This window comes from Bradyrhizobium sp. AT1 (assembly GCF_001590795.1).
Taxonomy (GTDB): Bacteria; Pseudomonadota; Alphaproteobacteria; order Rhizobiales; family Xanthobacteraceae; genus Bradyrhizobium.
On record NZ_JXDL01000001.1, the window covers coordinates 1612446 to 1638801 of the forward strand.

Sequence of the window (26356 nt, forward strand, 5' to 3'; positions counted from 1 at the left end):
CACCTGCAACACAAAATAAACCACGACGCTTAACAAAGCGTTCACCATAACTGACTGGTTTTGTTGAGGATTTGTTAAGGGAACAAAGGCGCCTCGGCTCGCGTGCCCCGGAATCTCTGAGCGAGATGCGCGCGGCCTGGGTCCCGGCTCTGCGGCGCATCGCTCACGCGCTGCGCCTTGTCCGGGACACGGCCCGAGAATTAGCTGCTGAACGTGCCGCTGCGATCGCTGAAGAGATCGAGCGGCTGCGGCGGCCGCACGTCCGGCGCCGCTGACGCGACCGAGGTGAGCGAGGCGTTGTTGCCCCACAATTTCTGCACCGTGGTCGAGACCGGCTGCGTGGTGTCGCCGGGCTGATAGATCGAGCGGAAGGCCGGCGCGACTGGTGCATTGTCCGCGACCGTCGTGGACGAGGTCGCACTGACGGGCGTCACGGCGTTCGTGTTGGGGAAGGTCTGGAGATAGGCGGCGTTGTCGACCATCGGTGCAGTCGGCTGCACGCCATTCGCGCTCGCAACCTGCGTCGTCGACGGCGTGCCGCCATACATCGCCATCGCGCTGCGGGTCACCTTCGAATTGGCCGCGCTGGCATAGCGCGCGTCCAGCACCGAATAGACTTCGGAGACGCTGCGGGCGCGGCCGTCCTTGGCGTAGAAGATCGAACGGTTAGCGGACGCCGCGTTGGGAAACAGCCGCGCACCGACCGCTTGCGGATTGTCCTCGGCATTCGCGATCAGTTTTGCGGCGCCGCCGACTCCCATGAAATGCGCCATGTAGAGCTCGCTGTCGCTCGGCCTGCGCCCGAGCAGGCCGGTGAGCTTGAAGCTGTTCGACTGCGTCAGCGCCGCCGCCATGCTGGAGGCGGCTTCCGGATCGTCACGCAGCTTCATGATCGACCGCTTCATCGCGGGATCATCCACGCTGTAGCCGCCCGACGACGTCCTGGTGATGGCGTCGGAATAGTTGCCGTAGCCGAGCTGGGTGCCGGCCTCCTTCACGGTGCCGAGCCAGGTCTGGTCGATGAACTGGTAGAGCCCATGCGCGGACGAGGTGGTGGCCCCTGCCGTGGGATCGAAATCCGATTCCATCTTGGCGGTGGTCAGCATGTACTGGAAGCTGACGCCGCTGACGTTCGAGGCCTGCTTGATCGCACCGGCGACGCGCGCCCGCGTCGGATCGAGACCGACCGTCTGCGTGGCACTGGAATTGTCGACCGACATGATGAAGTGCCCGCCCCGCGCGGCGTTGAGCGGCGCCGGCAATTCGGACGCCCTGTCGTCTCACCGTGGGACAGGTATGGTTAATGCGGGGTTAATTCCGCCCTCGCCGTCATCCCGGGCTCGCGCTTCGCGTGCCACGGAATGGCAGCGAGCTACTTCTTGTAGACCGCATCCGGATCGAACAGCCGCTCCGCATCTGTGAAGACCAGCTTGGCGCCTCCGCCCTCGCGTTCGACCTTGCGATAGAAGCACGAGCGTCGCCCGGTGTGGCAGGCAGCCCCGATCTGCTCGACACGGATCCAGACCGCGTCCTGGTCGCAATCGGTGCGCATCTCGACCACGCGCTGGGTTTGACCCGAGGTCTCACCTTTTCGCCACAAGGCCTTGCGCGAGCGGCTGAAGTACCAGGCCTCGCCGGTCGCGATCGTCTTGCGCAGCGCCTCGTCGTTCATGTGCGCGACCATCAGGACGTCGCCGGTGGCGACGTCGGTCGCGACGACAGTCACGAGGCCGCTGGCATCGAAGCGCGGCTGGAAGGACAGGCCTTCCTCGATCTCATGAGAGTGAACGGACACGACCTTGCCGATCTGTTCGCGAGGTCAGCGCGTGCCTCGCACCAGGGACAGGAAACGGGCCTGCTCCGCCGGATTGTCGCGGAACATGCCGGTGAAGCGACTGGTGAAGGTGGAGGCGCCATGCTTGGCGACGCCGCGCACCGACATGCAGGTATGCTCGGCCTCGATCAGCACGGCAACGCCGCGAGGCTTCAGCACCTCGTCGATCGCCGCCGCGATCTGCGCCGTCAGGTGCTCCTGGGTCTGGAGCCGGCGGGCGAAGATGTCCGTGAGGCGTGCCAGCTTGGACAGGCCGACGACGCGCTCCACCGGCGTATAGGCGATGTGCGCCTTGCCGTAGAACGGCATCATGTGATGCTCGCATTGCGAGGTGAACTCGATGTCGCGCACCAGCACGAAATCGTCATAGCCGGCGGTCTCGCCGAAGGTGCGGTCGAGCACCTCGGCCGGGCACTGGTGATAGCCCTGATAGAGCTCGTCGAAGGCCTCGACCACGCGGCGCGGCGTGTCGAGCAGGCCCTCGCGCTCGGTGTTCTCGCCGATATAGGCGAGCAGCGTCTTCACCGCCGCTTCCGCCTCGGCACGCGCCGGGCGCGGCTGGTCGGCGCGGACGGCGGCCGCGAGGAATTCAGCGGGGTCGAGCTCGGCAGGTCGGCTCTCGGGCTGCTTGTTGGGGCGGATCGGCTTGATTGTGGCGTCCATATCGACTCCGTTCGACGGCCTTAAAGGCCGGAGTGTCACCGGCAGACGGGGCGACCAAGCCGCCGGACGCCTGAAGAGAACAGTTTTGGCAAAAAGGGTCCCGGGTCCATAACGCCGACAGCGCAGATCTGGATCACCGCTGCTCGCATCGCTGGACTGTTTTTCCACCAGTTCCCACCCTATATAGGACCGTGAACGGCGCCCGCCAAGGCCGATCCGGCCCGGAAGAGGCTCTGGACGTGTTGGACTCCATCACATGCTGAACGACATCTACAACAAGCGGATCATCGAGCTGGCGGGGAATATTCCGCGCCTCGGACGGCTGCCGGCCCCCGATGCCTCCGCCACCGCCCACTCCAAGCTGTGCGGCTCGACCGTGAAGGTCGACCTCAAGATGGAGGGCGACACGGTCACCGACTTCGCCCATGACGTGAAGGCCTGCGCGCTGGGACAGGCCTCTTCATCCATCATGGCAAGTCACGTGGTCGGCTCGTCCGCGAGCGAACTCCGTGAGTTACGCGAAACCGTTCGCAAGATGCTCAAGGAGAATGGCGCCCCTCCTCAAGGCAAATGGGAGGAGATCAAGTTCCTCGAGCCGGTCCGTGAGTACAAGGCGCGCCACGCCTCGACGCTTCTGACCTTCGATGCCGTGGTCGATGCCATCGGCCAGATCGAGGCCAAGGCCAAGCAGCCGGCTGCAGCGCAGGGCTGAGCCTATCGATGTCATTCCGGGGCGCGCGTCAGCGCGAAAGCTGGACTGACGTGTCGGGAATCTTACTTCTGTGCCGCCGCAGCCGGAGCGGCCACACCGCCCGTCGGCACCAGGGCTTCCGCCGTCTTGGTCGACTTGGCAGGCTGCTCCGGTTCCGTGCCGAACCTGGCCTGCGTCTTCGGGGCAAGCTCCGCCATCGCCGGCGCGGAGATGTCCACATGCGGAAGCACGTCGGCCACGAGATCCGTCGTCACGAGATTGGTGAGCTTGAGCTCGCCGGCGTCCAGCTCGTGCAGATCTTCCCAGGGCGGAACGCTGAGCGCGAGCGACAGCAGATCGCCCGCTCCGCCCATGTCAAAGGTGTATTTGGCGAGCCGGCCGATATCGCGCTCCACGATCATCAGATCCTGCGCGCTGTAGCTCGCAGCCTTGGCATCGTCGGCCCGGTCGCCCATCCAGATCTGGTGGACGCGGACATGGGCCGCTTCCGGCACGTAGCGCTTCTTGCCGGCCAGCAGCAGGAACACGCACATGGATTCGCAATAAGCCTCCGGCGCGACCGCCGGACGAACCGACTGTCCACCGCGCAGACTGACGCCGACCGTGGTCAGGAGCCCGAGATTGCGGAAGCGTCGGCCAAGCGTGATCGCGTCATTGACGGAACCGCCGCTGGAATCGAGCACGACGGTGGCACCGCCGAGCTGGCGTCCGCGAGAAAATTCTTCGAAATCCTTCGGCGTATCGGCGGTGATGATGCCCACCGCGCTGACCCAGCCGCGGCAGTTCGGCTCGCAGGCGATCCAGTTGAACTTCATCGGCAGCTTGCGCTCTTCGAGAGCGGCACCGGCGCGGGCCGAAGACCCGAGTGTCGCGACAGCGCCAGCCAGCACGACTCCACAAACGGCGGTTCCCACCAGCAACCAGCCGCGAAGATTGAGCGACGTCAGAACTTTCAAACTGGTCCCTTCCCCCCAAGCCCCAAGCACTAAGCCAAAGCCGATTCAGGCAAGCCCCGTTTTGCGTCCGATGAGTCTACACATGAACGTCACAAAAATGGTATCCGGGGGAATACAGATCGTCCATAGGTACTTGCTGCACTGCTCCCAAAAAGCATGCAAAATATGGCGTGCAAACAACAGCTTACAGTTCCCTGCGCCGGAACTGTGCAATACCTCGCCCAACCTGGCGGCACAGCGCACATGAAGCATCCAGCCTGCGGGCGTTGTTCTGGTTCGGTCGAAGGGGCACTCAGGCTCCCGCGCAGATTTGGCCGCGCGCTGATCTGGCTCTACCGGCATACGCTCTCGCCCCTGGTCGGCTACAATTGCCGGCATCTGCCAACCTGCTCCGTTTACGGCGACGAGGCGATCGAACGGTTCGGGCTCTGGGCCGGCGGCTGGATGACGCTCGCGCGGCTGTTGCGGTGCAATCCCTTCGGCACGTCCGGCATCGACAACGTACCGCTCACCGCGCCGCAAGGCGCGCGCTGGTATCTGCCGTGGCGCTATGCCCGCTGGCGCGGCGTCAATGCATCCTGAGATTGCGGCGATGCCTTGCGGTCGCTAGCCTGAGCGGAACTGTGGACGTCCTTTCCGCGTTGTTTTGATGCTCCCCCGGGAGGAAACAACAATGCGCTGGAAAATCAGCCCTCATTCTCACGTCGGACATCTTCGCGTCCGGCCTGGGCCCAACCCCGGCCCGAGGCGGCATCACGACCCCAGAACCATGGATCTGCTCGCGATCGTCGCCCTGCTGGCGCTCGTGCTCGGCTCCGGCTGGTATCTGGCATCGAGCCTCGCCACGGCGCCGAGCACGACGGCGTTCATCGTGCCGAGCCAGAGCGTGCACTGGTAGGCTGGCTCTAGAGATCCAGCACCAGCCGGTCCGCGTCCGATCCTGCGACGCAGACCATGAGATAACGTTCACGCTCATAAGGCGACAGGATGCGGTCACGATGGATTGGCTTGCCCTCGATCCAACCGACTTTGCAGGCGCCGCAGATGCCGCCGCAGCAGGAGGTCGCGATGTCGACGCCTCCCGCCTGCAAGGCAGCCAGCATGGTCTGCCCGGCACGAACCTGGATGTCGGTACCAGTACGCGCCAGCGACACCGTAAACGGTTTTGCGTCGGGGTCGATGACAGGCGGCGGGGCGACAAAGCGCTCGATATGGACATTGGCCGCCGGCCATGTGGTCGTGACCCGCTCGAAATCATCGATCATGGATTCCGGCCCGCAGCAGGCGACCTTCGTCTCGGATCCGCTCTTCCCGATGAGGGGCGCCAGATCAGGGCGCCCGGACAGGAACGTGCGATGCACGACGACACGCCCCTGTTCGATCAAAGACCCGAGCTCCGCGGCGAGCGGCACCTCCTCGCGGACGATCAGATGCAGCGTGAAGTCCGCCTGCTTCGTTTGTTCGAGGTGCCGCGCCATCGACAAGAACGGTGTCACGCCGATGCCACCGGCCACGAACACGTAGCGTACGATGCCCGGAACGATATCCAGTCCGCCGCGCGGCAGCGAGACGCCGAGGACGTCGCCGATGGCGACCTCGTCGTGCAGCGCGCGTGAACCGCCCCGCCCGCCTGGTTCTCGCTTGACCGCAATGACGTAGCGCTTGTTGTCGGCGGGCTCGTTGCACAGCGAATAAGTACGCACGAGTCCGTTCGGCAGATGCAGGTCGATATGCGCGCCGGGTCTGAAGGGCGGCAATTCCCATTGGTCCGGATCGGCCAGGGAGAACAGCTTGATTCCTGCTCCGGCTTCCTTGACGTCAGTGACGATCGTCTTGACCGTCGTGATAGGACGCGCCTTCATGCGGCGTTCCGGACGGCGTCGCCGACCCTGACGATGCCGCCTTGAAGGATCTTACAGTTGAGACCGGAACGGTTGATCAGGGGATCGAAGATCGCCTTGCCGGTGATCTCCTCGATGTGCCGGCATGGCACCGACAACCGCGTCGCTTCCAGCAGGGCCTCCCCCAGCCAGAAGCGGCGGCCGACGAGGTGGTTCAGCGGCACCCCCTCCACCGTCACGTTGCGCCGGTGCTCTTCCGGGCCAAGCTCGATGCCGGCGTCGCGCTTCAGCGCAACCAGCGTCTCGAGCTCGAACAGGGTGACCTGCCGACCCTCCTCGGGCTTGTGCGAATAAAATCCCTCTTCGTTGCCGATCATGTAGCGATCGCCCTCGATTCCTCGACCGGCGACGAGGGTGATCGTTTCTGCGGCGCGCATCGGCAGGAACGCGCGCGGGGTCAAGTGAAGGAAGCGCACCATCCCGGTCCAGCCGAGTTGCGTTGCGCCCTGCGCCAGGCCGGCGCGGTTGGTGGTATCGAGCATGACAAAATCCTTGTGAGAAGCGATGGCGCGCCGCCAGAGGCGGCGCGCCGGGGATCAGGTCAGTTCCTTGTTCGCCATCTCCGGCGCGAACGTGGTCGCGGTCGCGGTGATGGCGGCGCAAGCAATCAGCAGCAGCGAGACCGGCCAGGTGGCACCGCCGCTCCACGCCATCAGAGACGCCGCGATCAGCGGCGTCAACCCGCCGCTGATCGCTGCACCGACCTGAAAACCGAGCGAGGCACCGCTATAACGCAGCCGCGCGGAAAACAGCTCCGAGTACCAGGGCGCGCCGATACCGAACATCACCATTTGGCCGAAGGTGATCGCAACCACGATGGTGCAAATCACAACGGTGGGATCGCGGGTGTCGAGCAGCCAGAACAGCGGGAACGCAAACAGCGCCGAGAACATGCAGCTCGCATAGAACATGGTCTTGCGGCCAAGCAAGTCGGACAGCCAGCCGAACAGGGGAATGGCGAACAGCGCGACCAACGAGGCCGTGAAGGCGCCGTTCAGCACCACCGTGCGTGACAGGCCGAGATTGGCCGTGGCGTAGGACATCACGAACACCCCACCGATGCTGGCATAGGCGATCTCCGAGATCTTCAGCCCGACCGCCGTGAAGAACGGCCTGCGATGATGCTTGAAGATCTCTATCACCGGCAGTTTTGCAACGTCCTTCTTCGCCTGGACCTGACGGAAGGCCGCAGTCTCCTCCATGTTGAGGCGGATATAGAGGCCAACGCCCACCAGCAGGATCGAGAGCAGGAACGGAATGCGCCAGCCATAGGCCATGAAGTCGCTCTCCGGCAGGCTCGCTACAAGCGCGAACATGCCGATCGCCGCGAGATTGCCGATCGGATTGCCGACCTGCACCATGCTGCCGAGCAAGCCGCGACGATGCGTCGGGCAATTCTCTACCACCATCAGCACCGCCCCGCCCCACTCGCCGCCGAGGCCGATGCCCTGGAGCAAGCGCAAGCCGATAAGGAGCAGCGGTGCGGCGATGCCAATCTGCTGGTAGGTCGGAAGCAGGCCGATCAGGAAAGTGCCGATGCCCATCACCATGATGGTGACCGCGAGCATCGCCTTGCGCCCGACCCGGTCGCCGTAATGGCCGAAGATCGCAGCGCCAAGCGGCCGCGCCAGGAATCCGACGGCATAGGTGCCGAAGGCCGCGATGGTGGCGAGCGTGGGGTTGCCGGCGGCGAAGAACACCTTGTTGAACACCAGCGCGGTCGCCGCGCCGTAAATCAGGAAGTCGTACCACTCGACAGCGGTGCCGATCACACTCGACCACAGGATCCGCCGCAAGCTCGCCGCCTCGTCCGGCGCTACGTTCAGGGTTACGTCGTCTGCTACGGTCATCTATCTCTCCAGAAAGGTACCGGCACCACGGGGAAGCTTTTGGCTCTGTCCGCGGAGCCCATCGGCCCATGCGGACGGTAAAAATCGATCATGTTTACCAACAGAAATCAACGCCGCGGGACGCGGCAAATGCCGACGATCGAGGCACGCAGCTCAAAATGCATTATTTTTTAGCGATTTTTCGCGATATACCAGCAAACATGCTCACATTATCCGCGGCCATGCTCTATATTTCCGCGCATAAGTTTTCCCTTGGAATACGCTTGCGAGCGACCGGATCGCCCGATCCAGGGCGCCGGGCTGGCGGTTCGGCCGCATCTGTTGCAAAAGGAGCCTCAGCGTTCGGGAGACTCATGCGTGCTTGACGTCAGCAAAGCGACGGCAGTCGGGGCCAATATCCGCCAGGCGCGGATCGCCAAGGGCCTGACGCTGGACCAGCTTGCGAAGCAGAGCGATCTCACGCGCGGCTACATTTCGCTGGTCGAGCGCAATCTCAAGGTCCCCTCGCTCGCCGCGCTGCTGCGGATGGCCGCGGCGCTCGAAGTCAATGTCGCGAACTTCTTCGACCCCAACGCCGAGCCCGCACCGCGCTACACGCTGTTCCGCCGCGAAGGCGGCGATGTGCCCCTGTTCCAGGACACCTTTGGCGTGGTCCCGCTGGTCACGGGCCGCACCCGCAAGATGATGGAGCCGTTCCTGCTGAGCCCGCCGCACAAGGCGGCGACGCGGGCCTCGCACGCGGGCGAAGAACTGCTGTTCGTCATCAACGGCAAGATCGCGATCAAGCTCGACGGCGAGGAGCTCACCCTCGGCAAAGGCGACTGCCTGTATTTTTCAGGCGAGACCCCGCACGAGGTCAGGAGCCTCGGCCGGCAGAAGGCGGAGGTGCTGGTCGTCGTGGCCCAGAGCCCGACCTGACGGTCGAGCCTCGGCGCATCCTAACGGAACCAGAAAGACCGTCCGGATGATGGCGGGACGGATTCGGGCGGACGGGGCCGTTTCGGACGCGGCTTCGTCGCCGGCTCGGCGGACGAAACTGTGTCCGGCGCCGGTGCGGTCTCGCTGCCCGGCACCCTCACCGACAGCAGCAAATTGGATTCATGCATCCGCCAGCGGTAGCCGACGCCGAAATCAATCGGCTGGGCTCGCGTGAACAATTCGGCGTAGCGCTCCTGGTAGCGGCCGGGGAATTCGCCGATCGGCCCGAGATAGCGGCCGAACGGGAAGAACCGCCATTGCCTGGCGCTGTAATTCGCAAGTGGAATGCCGGAATCGTCCTGGATGATGGTGGCGCTGTTGGCGAGCAGCCAGTCGCGGACCACCGCGAAGTCGCTCTTGTGCAGCAGATAGGATGCACTCTTGAGCAGGCTGTTGCCGGGCCCCAGCGTCTCGCAGAATTTCAGGAAGCCGGTGTTGCGCGCGCCGGCATTGGAAAGGTCGGTCGAGAAGTAATACAGCGTGCGCGCTTCGCCATCGGGGCCTGCAAAGGTGATGCGGACGCCGCGCGTCGCGTTACGCCCCGGATTGTCGTCGCCGACATGGAGCCCTCCCTTGTCGTCGAGCGCGATCGTTTCGACGTTGCGGATGGTCTTTCCGGAGCGCGCGAGAAAGACATAGAGGATCGGCAAGGTGCCGTTGACCTGGTTGGTGTGCAGGTCGACCTTCATCTGCTTGGTGATGAAGAAAGAGAAGCTCAGGATCGAGCCGAGTGAACGCTCCACATTGTAGAGCGCGGCACCGACCGAGCCACGCGGCAGCCGGGTCAGATCGGGCACGGCGCCGACCGGCTCCAGCGCGCCGAGCACGTAGGTGCTGGCCTTGGAATAGAACGCGTTGGCGTAGAGGAAGTCCGGACCGCTGAACAGGTAGAACATGGTCGGCCGCGGTGCGGCCAGATTGACGTCGGACCAGGTGCGGATCTTCGAGAGCTGGCGCTGCTCGAGCTGGGCGAAGGCGCCGTCGAAGAATTTTGCATGACGCTGCCAGCCCGGCTCCTTCGTCAACGGCGTCAGCGGCGAGTCCGCCGAAGGCTGCATGCCCGCGAGGAAGCGCGCGGTGTCATCGAAGGTGGCGTCGGCGGCGCGCGCGGACGCGACGCCCGCAGCCATCAAGGCGAGGACGACGGCCGCAATTCTCATGGGGCGAAACATGTCTATACGCGATCGTTTGAATTGCCAGCGGCGACCGGCCGCCTGCGGAAAACAGCATAAATCAACAAGCCGAAGAGCATGACGAGCATCCCCGACAACGACTGCACGGGACGCTCGGTCAACAGGTAGTACATCATGAAGGCGGTCACGAGCAGGAAAAGCAGCGGCGTGAACGGGTATCCCCAGGCGCGATAGGGCCTGGGGATGTCAGGATCGGTGATGCGCAGCTTGATGACGCCGGCGACCGTGAAGAACGAACAGAACAGCAGCGCGAACTGGATGAAGTCGAGCACCGCCTCGAAGCTGCGCGTGAACAGCAGCAGATTGGCGACCGCGAGCTGAAACAGGATGGCATAGGCCGGTGCGCCGCTCGTCGATCGCTTCGAGAACACCCGTAGCGCCGGAATGTCCTCCCCCATCGTCATCATCACGCGCGGGCCGATCCACATCATCGCAGAGATCGAGGAGATCAGGCCGACGCAGATCATGGCGCCGACGATGCGGCCGCCGAGACTGCCGAAGATCGCGCTGCCGGCAACGCTGGCAACGTCGAGCTGACCGGCGAGCGCCCCGACCGGCGTCGAATGGAGAAACACCGCATTCAACGCGACATAGAGCACGAGCACGATCAGCGTGCCCGTCAGCAAAGCGCGCGGCAGATTCCTCTGCGGCATGTTCATCTCACCGATGATGTAGGTCGCGGCATTCCACCCGGAGAACGAATACATCACGAAGACCAGCCCGATCGCGAAGGGCGCGCTGACGATGTGGGCGAGATCGCCCGGCTGCGGCGTGAACGCGATCGGCTGCGGGACAGCGATGACGAAGCCGGCGACCAGGAAGGCGACGATCAGCACGACCTTGATGACCGTCGAGATCAGCTGGAAGGTCGAGGAGTGCCGGACCCCGGTCAGTTGGACGAGCGAGACCAGCCACACCACGGCGATGGCGAGCGGAATCGGCGGCAGATCGGGCACGACCGACTTGGCGTATTCACCGAACGCCATCGCGGCGAGCGCGACCGGCGCCGCGAAGCCCACCGTCGCCGACACCCAGCCGGCGAGAAAGCCGAAGGCCGGATGATAGGCACGGCCGAGGAAATTGTACTCGCCGCTCGAGCGCGGAAACATCGCCCCGAGCTCGCTATAGGCGAACACCCCGCAGAGCGCGACGACGCCGCCGACGGTCCACAGCAACAGGATCGAGAAGCCGGACGGGATGTCCTTGACCTGGAAGCCGAGGCTGGTGAAGACGCCGACCCCGATCATGTCGGCCACGACGATGGCGGTTGCGACCAGAACCGAGACCCCGGTCCCGCTGCCTGGCAGTCGGCTCGTCCAGGGCGCCGTTCCCGCATCTGATGCCGTCATCGGGGTCCTTAACCTCAGGCGTCATGCCTTTCGGGCGCATCGTGCAGTTTGGCCCAGTCAATTCAAGCAGGGTTAACAAGGGTTAAATGAGGCGGCGGAAACGGGTATTTGAGCACCGCATATTCCCAACCCCGGCGAAAAAGCTGCGTATGCCCCGGGAAATCCCGTTCCCCGTCCCCACAATCAGGACACGATTGCATGGTCCTTTTGAGCGTTCCGGATGTGGGGAAGTTCTCCGGACGCTTAACGTCGCCTAAACGCCCATCGGCTCAATTGTCTTGAGATTGCCGATGGTTCGTGACTTGAGGTCATGGGTGGATGGTCGGGGCCGTTCCGAAACTGAGAGCTGACAGTCGTGCCGATCGGACGCCGTCCGGTCGGCGCGGTCGTGCGCTCCGGCTTGGCCTCGTCTCAGCCTTGGTGCCGCTGTCGCTGACACTGGTTCAATGCGGCAAGGCGCCGAACCCGGCAGCACTCGCGGCGAACTCGCAGGCCAATGTCCAAGGGGGCAGTCAGGTCGTCGCGAAAACCAACCAGCAAGTGGCAAGCGGCGACACGTTCGAGGATCGCTTTCCCGCTCCGCAATTCAGGGAGCGCTTCCCCTCGGCCAGTGAGAGCTTGCTGCAACGGCAGATGTCGGACTTCTCGCCCAAGCGCGCCGTGCAGCAGCAACCGCCGGAACAGGCTCCCTACAAGGTCGCTTCGCTGGAGCCGCAGCTTCCCTACAAGCGCTCGCCACGCGACGATTTGACAACCCTCGTCAGCATGAAGTCGTCGGCCTTCCCCTATTTCGGCAACAACCCCGCCTCCGACGCGCCCTTCCTCAACATCTCCAAGGGCGACCGCCGCGGTCATCGCAGCTATTCCGGTCGCGTGTTCTGGCAGGACGAGACCTACAACGACAGCCGCGTGCTGATGCACGTGCCCGAGCATTTCGACGTGCGCAAGCCCGGCGTGATCGTGGTGTTCTTCCATGGCAACGGCGCAACGCTCGAGCGCGACGTGCGCGATCGCCAGCTGGTGCCCAAGCAGATCACCGATTCCGGCGCCAACGCCGTGCTGCTTGCCCCGCAGATGGCGGTCGATGCAGCCGATTCCAGCGCCGGCAAATTCTGGCAACCGGGCGGCTTCAAGCGCTTCATGGCGGAATCGGCCGAGCACCTCGCCCGCGCCACCGGCGATCCCAACAGCGCCCGCGCTTTCGCCAGCATGCCGATCGTGATCGTCGGCTATAGCGGCGGCTTCCTGCCGACAGCCTGGAGCCTGGAGGTCGGCGGCATCAGCGACCGCGTTCGCGGCGTCGTGCTGCTCGATGCCGTCTATGGCGAGATGGACAAGTTCGCATCCTGGATCGAGAGCCACCGCTCCGGCTTCTTCGTCAGCGCCTACACCCGCGGCACGGCGCGGCGCGACCGCGAGCTGATGAGCACGCTCCGCCAGAAGGGCATCAGCGTCGCCGAGGACATGGATGGCCCCTTGCGTCCAGGCAGCGTCGTGTTCGTCGAGACCGGCGACGGCATCACCCATCGCGACTACGTCACCCGCGCCTGGACGCGGGATCCGCTCAAGGACGTGCTGGTGAAGATGTCGGCAACGCCGGCGCTGGCCCTGACGCGCGTGGCCGCCACCAGCCCATCAGTATCGAGCCGCTAAGCGTACTCTCGCAATATTGCGCCAGTCGGGATTTGACTGCGCTGCCCGTAATTGCCTCAGGCTTTGATCAAAATGTGATGTTGATGGCTGACATCCCCGGAAGCCGCCGGATTGTTTCCACCGGCAACGGCCATAACTTGCCGGCCACGTCGTGATTTGAATTCTGCGGGGACAGGCAGTGCGTCAGGGATTGTACAAGGTCGACTTCCACACCGTGCACGGAACGGGCTGCGGCGTCGTCTATGTGACGGAGGGCCGGATGCGCGGGGGCAATTCCGCTTTCGCCTTCATCGGCACCTACACGGGCGAAGGCGACAGCATCAAGGTCAAGATCTCGACCCAGCGCTACAACGACGACCCGTCCTTCAAGGCGCTGTTCGGCCTCGACCGGATCACGCTGGCGCTCGCCGGACGGGAGGACGGCGACACCGCGGAATTCGAAGGCAACGCGCTGCAGGCACCGGGCGTCGCCTTCCGGGCCGTGCTCAGCCGGATCAGCGACTGAGCCTCGGCCTGTCCGACGTCATGCAGCCTTAGCTCTTGGGCAGCTTCGGAATGCTCTCGGCAAAGCCGTTGAAGCAGGCCAGCCGCTCGTCCTCTTCCTTGAGGAAGCGGCAGTCGGCGTAGCCCTTGGCCTTGGCCGGCTTCGGCTTCGGCGTCGGCGGGATGATGGCATCGTAGCAGTTGAGCCGGTCCTTGGTGCCATCGTCGAGTTCGAGGCAGGCCTGGAGCCGCACCGCGATCGATTGCGGCTTGCCTTTCGGCGCCGCGGCGGGCTTCGCCGCCGCTTCCTTGGTCCCCGCCTTAGTCCCCTTGGGCTTGACCTGCACCAGCGGCTTGTCCCCGACCATCGGTGGCTTGTCGGCTTGCGCAAACGCGGAGGCTGAATAGAGCACCGCGGCAACCGCCAGAATCATCCTCATCTCAGTCAACTCTCTTTGGTCCCCATGCCTCGCCTTCTAGCGCTCCCGCGCGCGGTTTGCCAAGCACCTTGCGCACACGAAAACTCCGGCGTCAGGCCGCGGCGAGCGCGACCGGCCGGGGCCGGGTCAGGACCAACAGGATCAGCGCCACCGCGACGAAACCGACCGCGACGAAGCCAAGCGTGTGCAGGAGCTCGCGGGCGAACAACAGGCCGCCGATGGCGGAGCCGACCGCCTGACCGATATAGAGGACGGAGGTATTGAGCGCGACGGTCGCCGATGCCAGCGGCGGTGCGGCGGCCACCAGCCGGACCTGCTGCATCGAATTGGTCGAGGCAAAGCCGAGGCCCCACACCGCAACCCCGCACGTCATGAGCGCAAGCGTGCCCGCGCCGATCGCCCAGCCCGTCACCCCCGCAAGCAGCAGGCAGGTGAACAGCAGCGAGGTGCGATAAGGACCCCAGCCATCGACAATGCGGGTGGCGAAGACGACGCCGAGGAAGCCGCAGATGCCGTAGAGCGCGAACACCGTGCCGATCGCATCGGGGCCGGCGCCGGTGAGCTTGCCAAGCAGCGGGCCCATGAAGGTGAACACCACGAACTGCCCCGACATTTGCAGCATGGTGATCGCAAGCAGCAGCAGAATCGTCGTGTTGCCGCCGACCGCGCGCCAGGTCTTCAAGTCCACCGGCGCGCCCTTCAGACCTGCCGGCAGGCGCAGCAGCAACAGCACGAAGCTGATGCAGCCGAGCACACCGATCTCGCCATAGGCCGCGCGCCAGCCATAGCGGCTGGCGATGACGGTGATCAGCGGCAGGCCGACGGCGGCAGCGAGCGACCAGCCGAGAAAGATATACGCGATGGTACTGCCGCGCCGCTCGGCCGGCACGATCAGCGCCGCGGTGCCGGCGGCCTGCGGCGTGTAGAGCGCACCGACCGCGAGCATCACGAGACGGATGACAAGGAGGCTGGTGTAGTCGGGCGCAAAGGCCGAGGCGAGATTGCCCAGCGCCAGCACCGCCAGCGTCGTCGTGAGCAACGTCCGGCGGTCGATGCGACTGGTCAGCCAGGCCGTCAGCGGCGAGCCGATGCACAGCGTCACCGCGCCGAAGGTGATCAGCAGCCCGGCCGCATGGATGCTGACGTCGAGTCCCCTCGCCAGCTCCGGCAGCATGCCCGCCGGGGCCAGCACCGAGCAGCCGGTGACGAGATTGCCAAGCATCAGGGCGGTTGGCGCAAAACGCCGGGCACGTGCATTTTCCATGCAGGTGCATGTAGAGCAACCGACCAGCCTGTTAAAGGGCCCGCGGGAAATAGTTCGTATGCGCGCCGCTTTCTGCGCCGATTTTCTTGGAATTGCCGGATTGCGCAGGCCGAATCGCCTGATATATCGCTCGTTCCCGCTTACCTGCGCTCGTTCGCAGGAGTGAGCCTCAGGAGTAAAGCAATGACCGACCAGCCCAAATCCGAGTCCGGATTCCAGTACAGCCTCTCCAACCTGAAGCCCGTGACCCCCGCAGCCAAAGTCACCCTCACCTTCCCGGACGGCGCCCAGCGCCAATTCGACCACGGCATCACCGGCCTCGACATCGCCAAGGGCATCTCGCCGTCGCTGGCCAAGCGCACGGTTGCGATGGCGCTCGACGGCGCGGTCGCCGATCTCAACGATGCGATCGAGGCCGATGCCAAGATCGAGTTCGTCAATCGCGACGACCCGCGCGCGCTCGAATTGATCCGCCACGACTGCGCGCACGTGCTCGCCGAAGCCGTGCAGACGCTGTGGCCCGGCACGCAGGTCACCATCGGCCCGGTGATCGAGAACGGCTTCTATTACGACTTCTTCCGCAACGAGCCGTTCACGCCGGAAGACTTTGCCGCGATCGAGAAAAAGATGCGCGAGATCATCGCGCGCGACAAGCCTTTCACCAAGGAAGTCTGGGATCGCGAGAAAACCAAGCAGGTATTCCGCGACAAGGGCGAGGCCTTCAAGGTCGAGCTGGTCGATGCCATTCCCGGCACCGAGCCGATCAAGATCTACTATCAGGGCGACTGGTTCGACCTGTGCCGCGGTCCGCACATGACCTCGACCGGCAAGGTCGGCAACGCCTTCAAACTGATGAAGGTGGCCGGCGCCTATTGGCGCGGCGACAGCAACAACCCGATGCTGACGCGCATCTACGGCACCGCCTTCGCCAAGCAGGAAGACCTCGACGCTTATCTCAAGCAGATCGAGGAGGCGGAAAAGCGCGACCATCGCAAGCTCGGCCGTGAGCTCGACCTCTTCCATTTCCAGGAGGAAGGTCCGGGCGTCGTGTTCTGGCACGCCAAGGGCTGGACCATCTTCCAGCAGCTGATCGCCTATATGCGCCGGCGTCTGACCGGCGATTACAGCGAGGTCAACGCGCCGCAGATCCTCGACAAGTCGCTGTGGGAGACCTCGGGCCATTGGGGCTGGTATCGCGAGAACATGTTCGCGGCGCAGTCGGCCGGCGACGAGGCCGAGGACAAGCGCTGGTTTGCGCTGAAGCCGATGAACTGCCCCGGACACGTGCAGATCTTCAAGCACGGCCTGAAGAGCTACCGCGACCTGCCGCTGCGCCTCGCCGAGTTCGGCGTCGTGCATCGCTACGAGCCGTCCGGCGCCATGCACGGGTTGATGCGCGTGCGCGGCTTCACCCAGGACGACGCGCATATCTTCTGCACCGAGGACCAGCTCGCCGAGGAGTGCCTGAAGATCAACGATCTGATCCTGTCGACCTACGCCGATTTCGGCTTCACCGGCGATCTCACCGTGAAGCTGTCGACGCGGCCGGACAAGCGCGTCGGCACGGACGAGATGTGGGATCACGCCGAACGCGTGATGGCCACCGTGCTGCGCGAAATCCAGTCGCAGAGCAACCACATCAAGACCGAGATCAATCCGGGTGAAGGCGCCTTCTACGGGCCGAAGTTCGAATACGTGCTGCGCGACGCCATCGGCCGCGACTGGCAGTGCGGCACCACGCAGGTTGACTTCAACCTGCCGGAGCGGTTCGGCGCGTTCTACATCGACCATGACGGCGGCAAGAAACCGCCCGTCATGGTGCACCGTGCGATCTGCGGCTCGATGGAGCGTTATATCGGCATCCTGATCGAGCACTATGCCGGCAACTTCCCGCTCTGGCTGTCGCCGGTGCAGGCGGTGGTCACCACCATCACCTCGGAAGGCGACGAATACGCCAAGGTGGTGATGGAGCAGGCACGGCGCGCCGGGCTTCGGGTCGAGATCGACCTGCGCAACGAGAAGATCAACTACAAGGTCCGCGAGCACTCGCTGGCCAAGATCCCGGCGCTGCTCGTGGTCGGCAAAAAGGAGGCCGAGACGCATTCGGTCTCGGTCCGCCGGCTCGGCAGCGACGGCCAGAAGGTGATGACGACCGAGGAGGCGATCGCCGCCCTGGTCGACGAGGCGACGCCGCCGGACGTTAAGCGGGCGCGCGGCGTCGTCTGATCCCTGAAATCGACCTAAACTCGCTTCCGGTTGCGGGCGTGCATGCTTATCTCGGCATGGCACGCCCGCAGGCCATTTGAAGAGGATATCGCAGTGCCCGACGCCATCGAACTCCTGAAGACCCGCCGCTCGGTCAAGCCGCGCGAGATGACTGGCCCTGGCCCCTCTCCGGCCGAGCTCGAGACTATCCTCACCATCGGGGCGCGCGTGCCCGATCACGGCAAGCTCGCGCCCTGGCGCTTCATCATTTTCGAGGGTGATGCCCGCCAGCGCGCCGGCGAGGTGATCGCCAAGGTCTTTGCCCGAAAGAATCCCGGCGCGCCCGCGGCCGACGTCGAGATCGAGCGCAAGCGCCTCACCGACGCGCCACTGGTGATCGGCATCGTCAGCTTCACCCGGCCGCATCCGAAGGTGCCGGCGTTCGAGCAGGAACTGTCGGCGGGCGCCAGCGCCATGAACATCGTCACGGCCGCGACCGCGCTCGGCTACGGCGCCTGCTGGCTGACCGGCTGGTTCTCGTTCGATCGCGACGTGCTCGACGGACTCGGCCTCAAGCCGGACGAAAAGCTCGCCGGCTTCGTCCATATCGGCAAGCCGACCAAGCCGAGCGAAGACCGTCCGCGACCGTTCCTTTCGGAAATCGTGACGCGTTTTTAATCGATGTTGTGTTGACGCCTCTCGCGTCTTGCGGCTTTGATCCCGCAATGGGAGGAAGGTCGGATGAAGCGTCGTGATTTTCTGGTCGGTGCCGCGCTGCTTGCCGGCACGATGGCGCGAGGCCGGGCCGCCGACATCCCCGCCCCCTCGCCTGAGGGGCTCGACCGCATCACGGCGTTTTTCAACGACGAGGTCACAAGCGGCCGGCTGCCGGGCGCCGTGATCCTGGTGCAGCAGCACGGCAAGCCGGTCTACCTCAAGACCTTCGGCGTGCGCGACACCAGGACGGGCCTTGCGATGACGCCCGACACGATCTTCGCCATCCACTCCATGACCAAGCCGATCACATGCCTCGGCGCGATGATGCTGATCGACGAGGGCAAGCTCGCGCTCACCGACCCCGTGTCGAAATACGTCCCGCTGTTTGCCGACACCAAGGTCGGCCTCGAGGTGACGCTGCCCGACGGCAAGCTGAAGCTCGACCTCGTGCCGCCGGTCCGTCCCGTCAACATCGAGGATCTGCTGCGGCACACTTCGGGCATCAGCTACGACTATATCGGCGGCAAATGGGTCGAGCAGGCCTACCAGGCCGCCAACATCTTCGAAGGCCACTTCAACAACAGGGAATTCGCCGATCGCATCGCGAAATTGCCGCTGGCGCGCCAGCCGGGAACGCTGTGGCGCTACGGCCATTCCACCGACGTGCTCGGCGCGGTCATCGAGATCATCTCGGGCCAGACGCTGTATCAGTTCCTGAAGCAACGCATCTTCGATCCGCTCGGCATGACCAGCACCAAATTCGCGCTGGCGACCGAGGACGAGCTGGCGCGGATGGCGCGGCCATTGCCGAACGATTTCATCCTGCTCGCCGGCGAGCGCGATCGCCTCGACCATCCCGAATGGCAGTCCGGCGGCGGCGGCCTGCTCTCGACCATCACCGACTATCAGCGCTTCTCGCAGATGCTGCTCAATGGCGGCGAGTTCGAGGGCAAGCGCTATCTCAGCCCCGCCGCGTTCAAGGCGATGACGACCGATCACATCGGACACGGCTCCGGCGTCGGACGCGACTATTTCTACTTTCCAGGTGACGGCTTCGGCTATGGCTACGGCCTTGCGGTGCGGACCGATCCCGGCAACGCCAAACCGCCGCCGCCGGGCTCGCTCGGCGAGTTGAAATGGGACAGTGGCAGCGGCACCTATTTCGGCGTCGATCCCAAGCTCGACATGGTCTACCTCATGATGCAGCAGACCCAGAACGAGCGCAGCCGCATCACGCCCGCCTTCAAGGCGCTGGTCTACGATTGCTACCCCGAAGGGCTACGCCGCCCGTGAGGCACGCTGGCCGAAATCGGCGAGCAGCTTTGCGATCTCGGCCGCGGGCCGCGCCGCGCTGAACAGAAAACCCTGCACCTCGTTGCAGCCTTCGGCACGCAGCCAGTCGAGCTGATCCTCGGTCTCGACGCCTTCGGCGGTCGTGGTGATGTTGAGGCTGCGGCCGAGCCCGGAGATCGCGCGCACGATCGCGCCGCAATCGGGCCGCTCCGCCAGATCCTTCACGAACGAGCGGTCGATCTTGATCTTGTCGAACGGAAAGCTGCGCAAATAGCTGAGGCTGGAATAGCCGGTGCCGAAATCGTCCATGGAAATGCCGACGCCGAGCTCGCGCAACTGATGCAGGATGGCAAGGTTGGCGTCGGTCTCGGCCAGGAAGATCGACTCGGTGATTTCGAGCTCGAGCCGCTTCGGCGACAGGCCGGACTGCGCCAGGGCCGAGATCACGATCTGCACCAGATTGCGGCTGCGGAATTGCGCCGGCGACAAATTGACCGCGACCTTGACGTCGGCAGGCCATTTCACTGCCTCGGCGCAGGCTTCGCGCAGCACCCACTCCCCCAGCTGGGTGATGAGGCCGATGTCCTCGGCGACCGGGATGAACTCCGCCGGCGAGATCATGCCCTTGTCTGGGTGACGCCAGCGCAGCAGCGACTCGAAGCCGGAGATGCGGTCGGACGCGATCGACACCAGCGGCTGGTAGTGCAGTTCGAACTCGCCATTGGCGAACGCACGGCGCAGATCGAGCTCCATATCGCGGCGCTTCTGCGCCTGCAGGTCCATCTCGCGCTCGAAGAAATGATGCACGCCGCCGCCGTCGGACTTCGCCCGGTACAGCGCCATGTCGGCGTTTCGCATCAGCTCTTCCGGCGTCGTGCCGTCACCGGGCGACAGCGCGATGCCGATGCTGGCGCCGATCACCATCTCCTGACCGTCGAGATCGTAGGGCGCCTTCAGCATGTCGATCAACAGGCTCGCACAGGCGCTTGCCTCGTTCGGCGAGACGTCCGCGCTGAGGATCACCGCGAATTCGTCGCCGCCGAGCCGGGCCGCCAGATTGGCGCCGCGGACCGCATTGGTCAGGCGCCCGGCGACGTCCTTGAGCAGGCGGTCCCCCACGGGATGGCCGAAGGAATCGTTGATGTTCTTGAACAGGTCGAGATCGATGTAGAGCACGCCGACGTGCTTGTCCCCGGCCTGGTCCAGCGCCTGCTTCAGGCGCTCCTGGAAATATTCGCGGTTCGGCAGGTCGGTGAGGCCGTCATGGTGCGCCATGTGCGCGATGCGTGCCTCGGCCTTGCGCCGCTCGGTGATGTCGACCACCGCGACCAGATAGCCGTCGCGATCGTCGAAGGCGACGCGGCGGCCGAAGGTGAGCACCTCGATCTCGCTGCCGTCGGCGCGCAAGTGCCGCCAGTTGCGCGAGGAATGATAGGCATCGCCGACACGCTCCAGCGCCTCGGCGTGGCTCTCCCACTCGTCCTCCGGCCAGATCTCGTGCAGCCTCATGCGCAGGAAGGTGGCGCGGCTGTAGCCGTAATGCTGGACCGCGGCGTCGTTGACGCCGAGGAATTGCTTGGTCTGCGCGTCGAACACCCACATCGGCATCGGGTTGTTGTCGAACAGCAGGCGGAACGAGGCGTCGCGCCGCTTCAACGCAGTGACATCGGAAATCGTCAGCGAGACCAAATCGGCGAAGGCGGTGGCGCTGAGGCGAAGATGCCGGCCCTCGCTCTCGATCTCGAGCTGCTCGCCGCGGCCGCCCGCGACGACCTTGAGCAGGAAGTCCATGACCTCGGGCAAGGCCAGCAGCGTGGTCCCCTCGCCGATCCGCCGCCACAACAGGCTTCCGGTCGCAACCTTCAGCAGCGCGCCCGCGCTGTTGTTGTGATGCACGACCTGAAGATCGAACGGCTTTCCGCTGGCATCGCGCAAGGTCGCCAGCGAGACCACCGCGTCGTCGGTCGAGGCGAAGATCGCGTCCAGCAGATTGTACTGCGTGCCGCATTCGTTGATATAGGCGCCGACCAGCGTGGCGCCCCAGCGCGAGGCCGTCGGCAGCGCCAGCAGATCGTAGGTCCGCACCATGCCGTCGCGCACGCAATGCGCGCTGGCGTGGTGCGGTCGTCCGTTGGCAAGCGCGATGGTCGCCGCTTCCGACAGCGCGATGGCGCAATCGGGCGACAATTCGGCGACGGGGATATCCCAGCGCTCCTCGCCGAGCCATTTCTGCACGTAGCGTCCGCTGCGCGACAGTTCGAGCGTGCCGTCGCTCCGCAGCAGCGCGATGTGATCGGCGAGCCGTCCCAGGCTGCCGAGCATCACGTCCTCGTAGCGCGGCAATCGTTCGCCCGGCTTCAACGCGGCACGCCATTTGCGCTGAAGCACCGGGATGTCGTCAAACATTTCGGCGGCCGGTTTTCCCGGCATCTTCTTCGCGGCATTCATGGCAGTCCCCAACGCACTTTCCCGGCGCATCCAATGCAGGTGCGCTTAACGACGTGTAAAAACGCCGCAGGCGCGGGTTCCATTCGGCGATTATGACAGTTTTAAGTCGGGTGTTGGTTAGTGCGAGTTAGAGACTATGACGATCATGCGAAGGCGGCGCGCGTGTCCCGGACGCGCTGATGCATGGGCCCCGGCTCTGCAGCGCGCCGTCGAAGTGACGCTGCGCTGCGTCCGGGGCATGAGAGCTTCGTTCAACGATGGACACGTCTTCGCATCCTCGCGGCGCGTTTCGCCCGAGCTTTGCTTCATCGCTTCGCCCTCCTTGGAAAGAGGGCGCAAGGAAGGCCGGGAGCCAGTTGGCTCCCGTGGACCGCTATGCCAAGGGCAGACTGCGTGTGCTGCGCATAGCGGAGAACAGGGCAACCGGAGACATCCCGGCCTTCCCTGCGCAGTGGTTGGAACGGCTTATGGCGTGCTCTCCTCGGGAGCGTTGCACTATTGCCCCGTCGCCTTGCGGATGACCGACGTGTGGCCCGGTCGGGCCGCACATCACCACGAGACTTGACGCCAGACCTCGGGCGTCAGGACCACACGATTTTGCCGTACGCCGATCACACCGGTCGTGCGCGCGACGGCTCTGCTCACGGTTGCCCGCCCTGCAATAGCCCTTCGCGCCGATGCGATCTGCGCCCACCGCCGCCCGGCCCGCGTTCGTGACGATCGCGATACGCCCCTCTTCGTTGGGCCGGGTTGACGCGACACATACGCCCTTTCCGAAATTCGGTAAAGTGGAATATTTTCACTTGCGCGGATTGACCGGCATCTTGGGTGTTTTGCCCGTCGGGTAACGCAAGGTCTGGTAGCCCGGATGGAGCGCAGCGTAATCCGGGAGTCTCGCTCAGACGCACAAAGGTCCCGGATTGCGCTGCGCTCCATCCGGGCTACGCCCTCACCCGGGCAACGCCCCTCGGTTCTGCCAACCTCTCGATCACGAGATCAAGTAAGGCACGCAGCCGGGCGAGGCGCTTCATATCGCGGTGATAACCGACATAGGTGTCGCGGCCGGGCGGCGTCGTGCCGATGTCGAGCGCGATTAGGCGGCGGTCGCGATCGCCGAGCAGACGCGGCAGCACGGCCAATCCGCCGCCGCTCGCACATAGCTCGGCCTGCGCCTGCCTGTTGTTGCTGCGCGAGGCGACCTCCGCATTCGGCAGCGTGCGCTTCAGCCAGACCGCGTCCGGCATGTCGGCGAACTCGGCATTCATGGTGACGACGCGGACAGCGCTGCCGTCGCCGGCGCGCGGCGGCTTGCTGCCCTTCCTGCCATAGAGCGCGTAGGGAATGTGCAGCAGCTTTCTGGAGATCACCTCGGGCTCGCTGAACGGCTTGATGCGGAAGACCAGATCGGCCTCGCGCCGCGGCAGACTGTACAGCCGCGCATCGGTCAGGAGCTCCACCGTCACCTTGGGGTGGCGCTTGCCGAACGCGGCGATCACCGGCGACAGCATCACCGTCCCGAACCAGTCCGACGACGACAGGCGCAACAGGCCGTCGAGCTGCGTCTCCGCACCCGACACATGTCGCTCCAGCGCGAGCGCCTCGTCCTCGATCCGCTCGGCGTGGCGGAGCACGGCGGTGCCCTCGTCGGTCAGCACGAAGCCATCCGCCGTGCGCTGGAACAATGTCTGTCCGAGCGCTGTCTCGAGCGCGCGAAGCCGCCGGCCCATCGTCGGTTGGGTCTGGCCGATCTTGCGTGCGGCGGCGCCGAGCGTGCCTTCGCGGGCGATCGCCAGGAAGATGCGCAGATCGCTCCAGTCCATCGGAATCCCCATCATACAAAACTGTATGACGACCGTACAACCTTGTTCCTTCCCATGCAAAACTTCATGCGCATATTGGGGGCCGACAACGGAGCAAGATGGTCATGACGACACAATCGACGATGCGCGCTGGCGTCCTGGAGGCTCACAACACCCCCTTACGCCTCGCGACGATTTCAAGACCCGAGATCGGGCCGCGCGAGGTGCTCGTGCGGGTGCGGGCGAGCGGGGTCAATCCGCTCGACACCAAGATCCATGCCGGCGCCGCCGCGCATGCGCGCCACCCGCTGCCGGCGATCCCCGGAATCGATCTTGCCGGGATCGTCGAACGCACGGGGCGCGAGGTAACGCGGTTCAAGGCCGGCGACGAGGTCTACGGCATGACCGGTGGCGTCGGCGGCGTGCCGGGATCGCTGGCCGAATTCGCCGCCGTCGATGCCGATCTCCTGGCATTGAAGCCCGCCAATCTCAGCATGCGGGAGGCTGCCGCCCTGCCCTTGATCGTCATCACGGCCTGGGAAGGTCTGATCGACCGCGCGGCGTTGAAGGCCGGCCAGAAGGTCTTGATCCACGGCGGCGCGGGCGGCGTCGGCCATGTCGCGATCCAGATCGCGCGCGCGTTCGGAGCAGACGTGTTCGCGACCGGCTCGGCGTCGCAGCGCGCTACCATCGAAGGCTTCGGCGCCGTGTTCATTGATCGCGACAGTCCGGTCGAAGCCTACCTTGCGCAGCATACCGGCGGCCGCGGCTTCGACATCGTCTACGACACCGTCGGCGGCAAGGTGCTCGACGCCTCCTTTGAAGCGGTTCGCCGCTTCGGCCATGTGGTGAGTGCACTCGGCTGGGGGACACATGCGCTTGCGCCGCTGTCGTTCCGCGCCGCCACCTATTCCGGCGTCTTCACGCTGCTGCCGCTGCTGTCGGGCGAAGGCCGTGCCCATCACGGGGAGATCATGACGGAGGCCACGCGCCTCGTCGAGGCCGGCAAGCTGGTGCCGCTGCTCGACCCCAGGCGTTTTACGATGGAGAGCGTCGGCGAGGCCTATGCACTGATCCGCGACCACGCCGCCAAGGGCAAGCTGGTCGTCGAGATCTGAAGTGAGCTTGTAGCCCGGATGGAGCTGTGCTCCGCCGCTAGTCCTCGCTGGACGCGGCGGAGCGGTTGCGCAAGTAAGCCTGCGACAACAGGAAGAACAGCGCGCGCTCGCCCTGATATTTGGCGGACGGCCGCGTGCGCTCGAAGCCATCGGCAAAGATCTTGCCGGACTGGTCGCACACCTGCCATCGCCAACCAAACCGCTTGCGCCTGGTGAGGATCACTTCGAACATGCCGACGAGCTTGGTCCCCTGCCCCTTGCCGGTCTCGCAGACGCACAAGCCTGCTCCGGCCTCCCCCGTAAGATGGAGGCCCGACATATAGCGCAGCGGGATAGAAAGAGAATGAAATTGATGATCGGAAATACGCATCTTGCACCGTTGTGATGAACGCGCGACGTCTTCCGGAATAAGCTGGCGTTGCCGGTGTTCTTGCCGGCTCTTCGACGCGAGCTGTTAACGCTGGCAGGTATTCAAATCAGTATGAGGGCGCGAAAGGTCCGGTAAGCAAATGCTCACCGGACTTCCATGGCGGGCGTCAGCGGCCTACGCGTCTGATTGGCTTTTCTTGCGCTGGATGAGAAGCACGGTACGATGTTGCGGAATTCGCTCGCATCGAACGCCGTGCTTTCGGTGATCGCGCCGGTCTCGTGCTGCACCGCGTGCGGGACACGCAATCAGCGCGCGACGACTTCGACCTCGCCGTCGACGCCGTTGACGACGTTGAAGCCGCGCTCGTAGACCTTGCCCTCGTTCTTGGCGATGGCGCGGTATTCGCCTTCGGAGAGCACCACGCGCGGGAAGGCGCCGATCGATTCCTTGATGACGTCGCCGCCCGGGGTCAGCACCGACCAGGCGGTGTTGGCGAGCGCCTCGCCGCCCCTGTCGCTGACCAGCTTGAGCGTGATCACGGCGGCGCGGTGGGTGATGGTGACATCGGTGAGCTTGCCGACCTGGACGCGGATGTCGGAGCGCACCACCGAATTGGCATCGCCATAGTTGGAGATGATGTAGTAGGTGCCCTCCGGCAACAGCACGACGTCGCCGGCGGCGACGTTCGGCACCAGCGAGGCGCGCTCGCCGGATTCGAACTGGCTGCCCTTGTAGATCGCGAACGAGATCTGGTTCTGCGGAATACGGCTGGTGCCGACCCGGCCCTCGATGCGCAGGCCGCCGGCCGGCAGCACGAAGGATTCGCGGTCGGTCTCGGCCTTCAGGCTGACGGTGCGCACCGCGCTGACGAGGCCGAAGGCGACGTGCACGACGTAATTGCCGGGCGGCAGCACGATGTTGGGCGAGGCGTTGCGGTCCTCGCGGATCAGCTTGAAGGTGCCGTTCTCGTCGGGACGGTCGGCAAACACGCGCCAGACTAGGCCGCTGGTGATTGCCGGCGTGTCCTTGCCGTATTTGGCGGTCAGCGACAGCACGCCCTGCCCAGGCACGGCCGCATTGAGCGGCGCGGCCGGCGGCACGGTCGACACCGCGGGCGGCGGCATGCTCGG

Annotated in this window: 25 protein-coding genes; 10 read left to right on the top strand and 15 right to left on the bottom strand. The window is 64.9% G+C overall.

Annotated features, from left to right (window positions below; all coding sequences use genetic code 11):
- Window positions 1-200: 200 nt before the first annotated feature.
- The 3 genes from SE92_RS07780 to folE form a co-directional block, all read right to left on the bottom strand.
- On the bottom strand, window positions 201-1262 hold the full coding sequence (locus SE92_RS07780) for a transglycosylase (RefSeq protein ID WP_063195172.1): 1062 nt from the start codon (window positions 1260-1262) through the stop codon (window positions 201-203).
- 110 nt (window positions 1263-1372) lie between these two features.
- Window positions 1373-1795 carry a phosphoribosyl-AMP cyclohydrolase gene (gene hisI, locus SE92_RS07785; protein WP_063195173.1) on the bottom strand — a complete coding sequence of 141 codons (423 nt, stop codon included), beginning with the start codon at window positions 1793-1795 and terminating at the stop codon, window positions 1373-1375.
- A gap of 24 nt (window positions 1796-1819) precedes the next feature.
- Entirely contained in the window at window positions 1820-2497 is a 678-nt protein-coding gene (gene folE, locus SE92_RS07790; protein WP_063195174.1) for a GTP cyclohydrolase I FolE, read from the bottom strand.
- Window positions 2498-2753: 256 nt separating this feature from the next.
- On the opposite strand from folE, the gene SE92_RS07795 reads away from it, so the two are divergent.
- A complete protein-coding gene (locus tag SE92_RS07795; RefSeq protein WP_063195175.1) occupies window positions 2754-3209 on the top strand; it encodes an iron-sulfur cluster assembly scaffold protein in 456 nt (151 codons plus the stop codon).
- A gap of 62 nt (window positions 3210-3271) precedes the next feature.
- Here the strand turns inward: SE92_RS07795 and SE92_RS07800 are convergent, their stop codons facing one another.
- Window positions 3272-4165, bottom strand: a complete 894-nt coding sequence (locus SE92_RS07800) for a COG3904 family protein (RefSeq protein WP_063195176.1) — start codon at window positions 4163-4165, stop codon at window positions 3272-3274.
- 243 nt (window positions 4166-4408) lie between these two features.
- Here SE92_RS07800 and yidD point away from each other — a divergent pair, with 243 nt between their 5' ends.
- Together yidD and SE92_RS37445 are read left to right on the top strand one after the other, a co-directional pair.
- Window positions 4409-4747 (top strand): membrane protein insertion efficiency factor YidD, encoded by a 339-nt coding sequence (yidD, locus tag SE92_RS07805; protein ID WP_063195177.1) that lies wholly within the window; start codon window positions 4409-4411, stop codon window positions 4745-4747.
- 91 nt (window positions 4748-4838) lie between these two features.
- Window positions 4839-5063, top strand: coding sequence for a hypothetical protein (locus SE92_RS37445; RefSeq protein WP_063203394.1), 225 nt, complete (start codon window positions 4839-4841; stop codon window positions 5061-5063).
- 7 nt (window positions 5064-5070) lie between these two features.
- On the opposite strand, the gene SE92_RS07815 is transcribed toward SE92_RS37445, so the two are convergent.
- From SE92_RS07815 to SE92_RS07825, 3 genes are read right to left on the bottom strand one after another with little or no spacing between them, the layout of a single operon-like run.
- Window positions 5071-6027 carry a PDR/VanB family oxidoreductase gene (locus tag SE92_RS07815; protein WP_063195178.1) on the bottom strand — a complete coding sequence of 319 codons (957 nt, stop codon included), beginning with the start codon at window positions 6025-6027 and terminating at the stop codon, window positions 5071-5073.
- Window positions 6024-6548, bottom strand: a complete 525-nt coding sequence (locus SE92_RS07820) for an MOSC domain-containing protein (RefSeq protein ID WP_063195179.1) — start codon at window positions 6546-6548, stop codon at window positions 6024-6026. Before SE92_RS07820 ends, SE92_RS07815 begins: the two co-directional genes overlap by 4 nt.
- Before the next feature lie 54 nt (window positions 6549-6602).
- Window positions 6603-7916, bottom strand: coding sequence for an MFS transporter (locus SE92_RS07825; RefSeq protein WP_063195180.1), 1314 nt, complete (start codon window positions 7914-7916; stop codon window positions 6603-6605).
- A 357-nt stretch (window positions 7917-8273) separates the two neighbouring features.
- On the opposite strand from SE92_RS07825, the gene SE92_RS07830 reads away from it, so the two are divergent.
- Window positions 8274-8834, top strand: coding sequence for a helix-turn-helix domain-containing protein (locus SE92_RS07830; RefSeq protein ID WP_063195181.1), 561 nt, complete (start codon window positions 8274-8276; stop codon window positions 8832-8834).
- Window positions 8835-8854: 20 nt separating this feature from the next.
- On the opposite strand, the gene SE92_RS07835 is transcribed toward SE92_RS07830, so the two are convergent.
- A complete protein-coding gene (locus SE92_RS07835; RefSeq protein ID WP_063203395.1) occupies window positions 8855-10054 on the bottom strand; it encodes a hypothetical protein in 1200 nt (399 codons plus the stop codon).
- 14 nt (window positions 10055-10068) lie between these two features.
- A complete protein-coding gene (locus SE92_RS07840; RefSeq protein WP_063195182.1) occupies window positions 10069-11436 on the bottom strand; it encodes an APC family permease in 1368 nt (455 codons plus the stop codon).
- Between the two features lie 318 nt (window positions 11437-11754).
- On the opposite strand from SE92_RS07840, the gene SE92_RS07845 reads away from it, so the two are divergent.
- Window positions 11755-13089, top strand: coding sequence for an alpha/beta hydrolase (locus SE92_RS07845; protein WP_063195183.1), 1335 nt, complete (start codon window positions 11755-11757; stop codon window positions 13087-13089).
- A gap of 178 nt (window positions 13090-13267) precedes the next feature.
- On the top strand, window positions 13268-13594 hold the full coding sequence (locus SE92_RS07850; protein WP_063195184.1) for a GrlR family regulatory protein: 327 nt from the start codon (window positions 13268-13270) through the stop codon (window positions 13592-13594).
- 28 nt (window positions 13595-13622) lie between these two features.
- On the opposite strand, the gene SE92_RS07855 is transcribed toward SE92_RS07850, so the two are convergent.
- Both SE92_RS07855 and SE92_RS07860 read right to left on the bottom strand, forming a co-directional pair.
- Entirely contained in the window at window positions 13623-14012 is a 390-nt protein-coding gene (locus SE92_RS07855; RefSeq protein WP_063195185.1) for a hypothetical protein, read from the bottom strand.
- Window positions 14013-14103: 91 nt separating this feature from the next.
- On the bottom strand, window positions 14104-15276 hold the full coding sequence (locus tag SE92_RS07860; RefSeq protein WP_063195186.1) for an MFS transporter: 1173 nt from the start codon (window positions 15274-15276) through the stop codon (window positions 14104-14106).
- Between the two features lie 183 nt (window positions 15277-15459).
- On the opposite strand from SE92_RS07860, the gene thrS reads away from it, so the two are divergent.
- The 3 genes from thrS to SE92_RS07875 all read left to right on the top strand — a co-directional run bounded on the left by thrS (window position 15460) and on the right by SE92_RS07875 (window position 19491).
- Window positions 15460-17502, top strand: coding sequence for a threonine--tRNA ligase (gene thrS, locus SE92_RS07865; RefSeq protein WP_063195187.1), 2043 nt, complete (start codon window positions 15460-15462; stop codon window positions 17500-17502).
- Between the two features lie 93 nt (window positions 17503-17595).
- Window positions 17596-18159 carry a nitroreductase family protein gene (locus tag SE92_RS07870; RefSeq protein WP_063195188.1) on the top strand — a complete coding sequence of 188 codons (564 nt, stop codon included), beginning with the start codon at window positions 17596-17598 and terminating at the stop codon, window positions 18157-18159.
- A gap of 63 nt (window positions 18160-18222) precedes the next feature.
- On the top strand, window positions 18223-19491 hold the full coding sequence (locus SE92_RS07875) for a serine hydrolase domain-containing protein (protein ID WP_063195189.1): 1269 nt from the start codon (window positions 18223-18225) through the stop codon (window positions 19489-19491).
- Here SE92_RS07875 and SE92_RS07880 read toward each other — a convergent pair.
- Entirely contained in the window at window positions 19477-21939 is a 2463-nt protein-coding gene (locus SE92_RS07880) for a putative bifunctional diguanylate cyclase/phosphodiesterase (protein ID WP_063195190.1), read from the bottom strand. The two genes, SE92_RS07875 and SE92_RS07880, sit on opposite strands and share 15 nt — an antisense overlap.
- Before the next feature lie 941 nt (window positions 21940-22880).
- Window positions 22881-23759: a LysR family transcriptional regulator gene (locus SE92_RS07885; RefSeq protein ID WP_063195191.1), complete on the bottom strand. Its 879-nt coding sequence runs from the start codon at window positions 23757-23759 to the stop codon at window positions 22881-22883.
- A 104-nt stretch (window positions 23760-23863) separates the two neighbouring features.
- Between SE92_RS07885 and SE92_RS07890 the strand changes: the two genes are divergently transcribed.
- On the top strand, window positions 23864-24856 hold the full coding sequence (locus SE92_RS07890) for a zinc-dependent alcohol dehydrogenase family protein (RefSeq protein ID WP_198172582.1): 993 nt from the start codon (window positions 23864-23866) through the stop codon (window positions 24854-24856).
- Between the two features lie 37 nt (window positions 24857-24893).
- On the opposite strand, the gene SE92_RS37085 is transcribed toward SE92_RS07890, so the two are convergent.
- Together SE92_RS37085 and SE92_RS07900 are read right to left on the bottom strand one after the other, a co-directional pair.
- On the bottom strand, window positions 24894-25226 hold the full coding sequence (locus tag SE92_RS37085) for a hypothetical protein (RefSeq protein WP_245324501.1): 333 nt from the start codon (window positions 25224-25226) through the stop codon (window positions 24894-24896).
- A gap of 305 nt (window positions 25227-25531) precedes the next feature.
- The coding region (locus SE92_RS07900; RefSeq protein WP_063921211.1) for an RgsD C-terminal domain-containing protein at window positions 25532-26356 on the bottom strand (825 nt) is incomplete at its 5' end.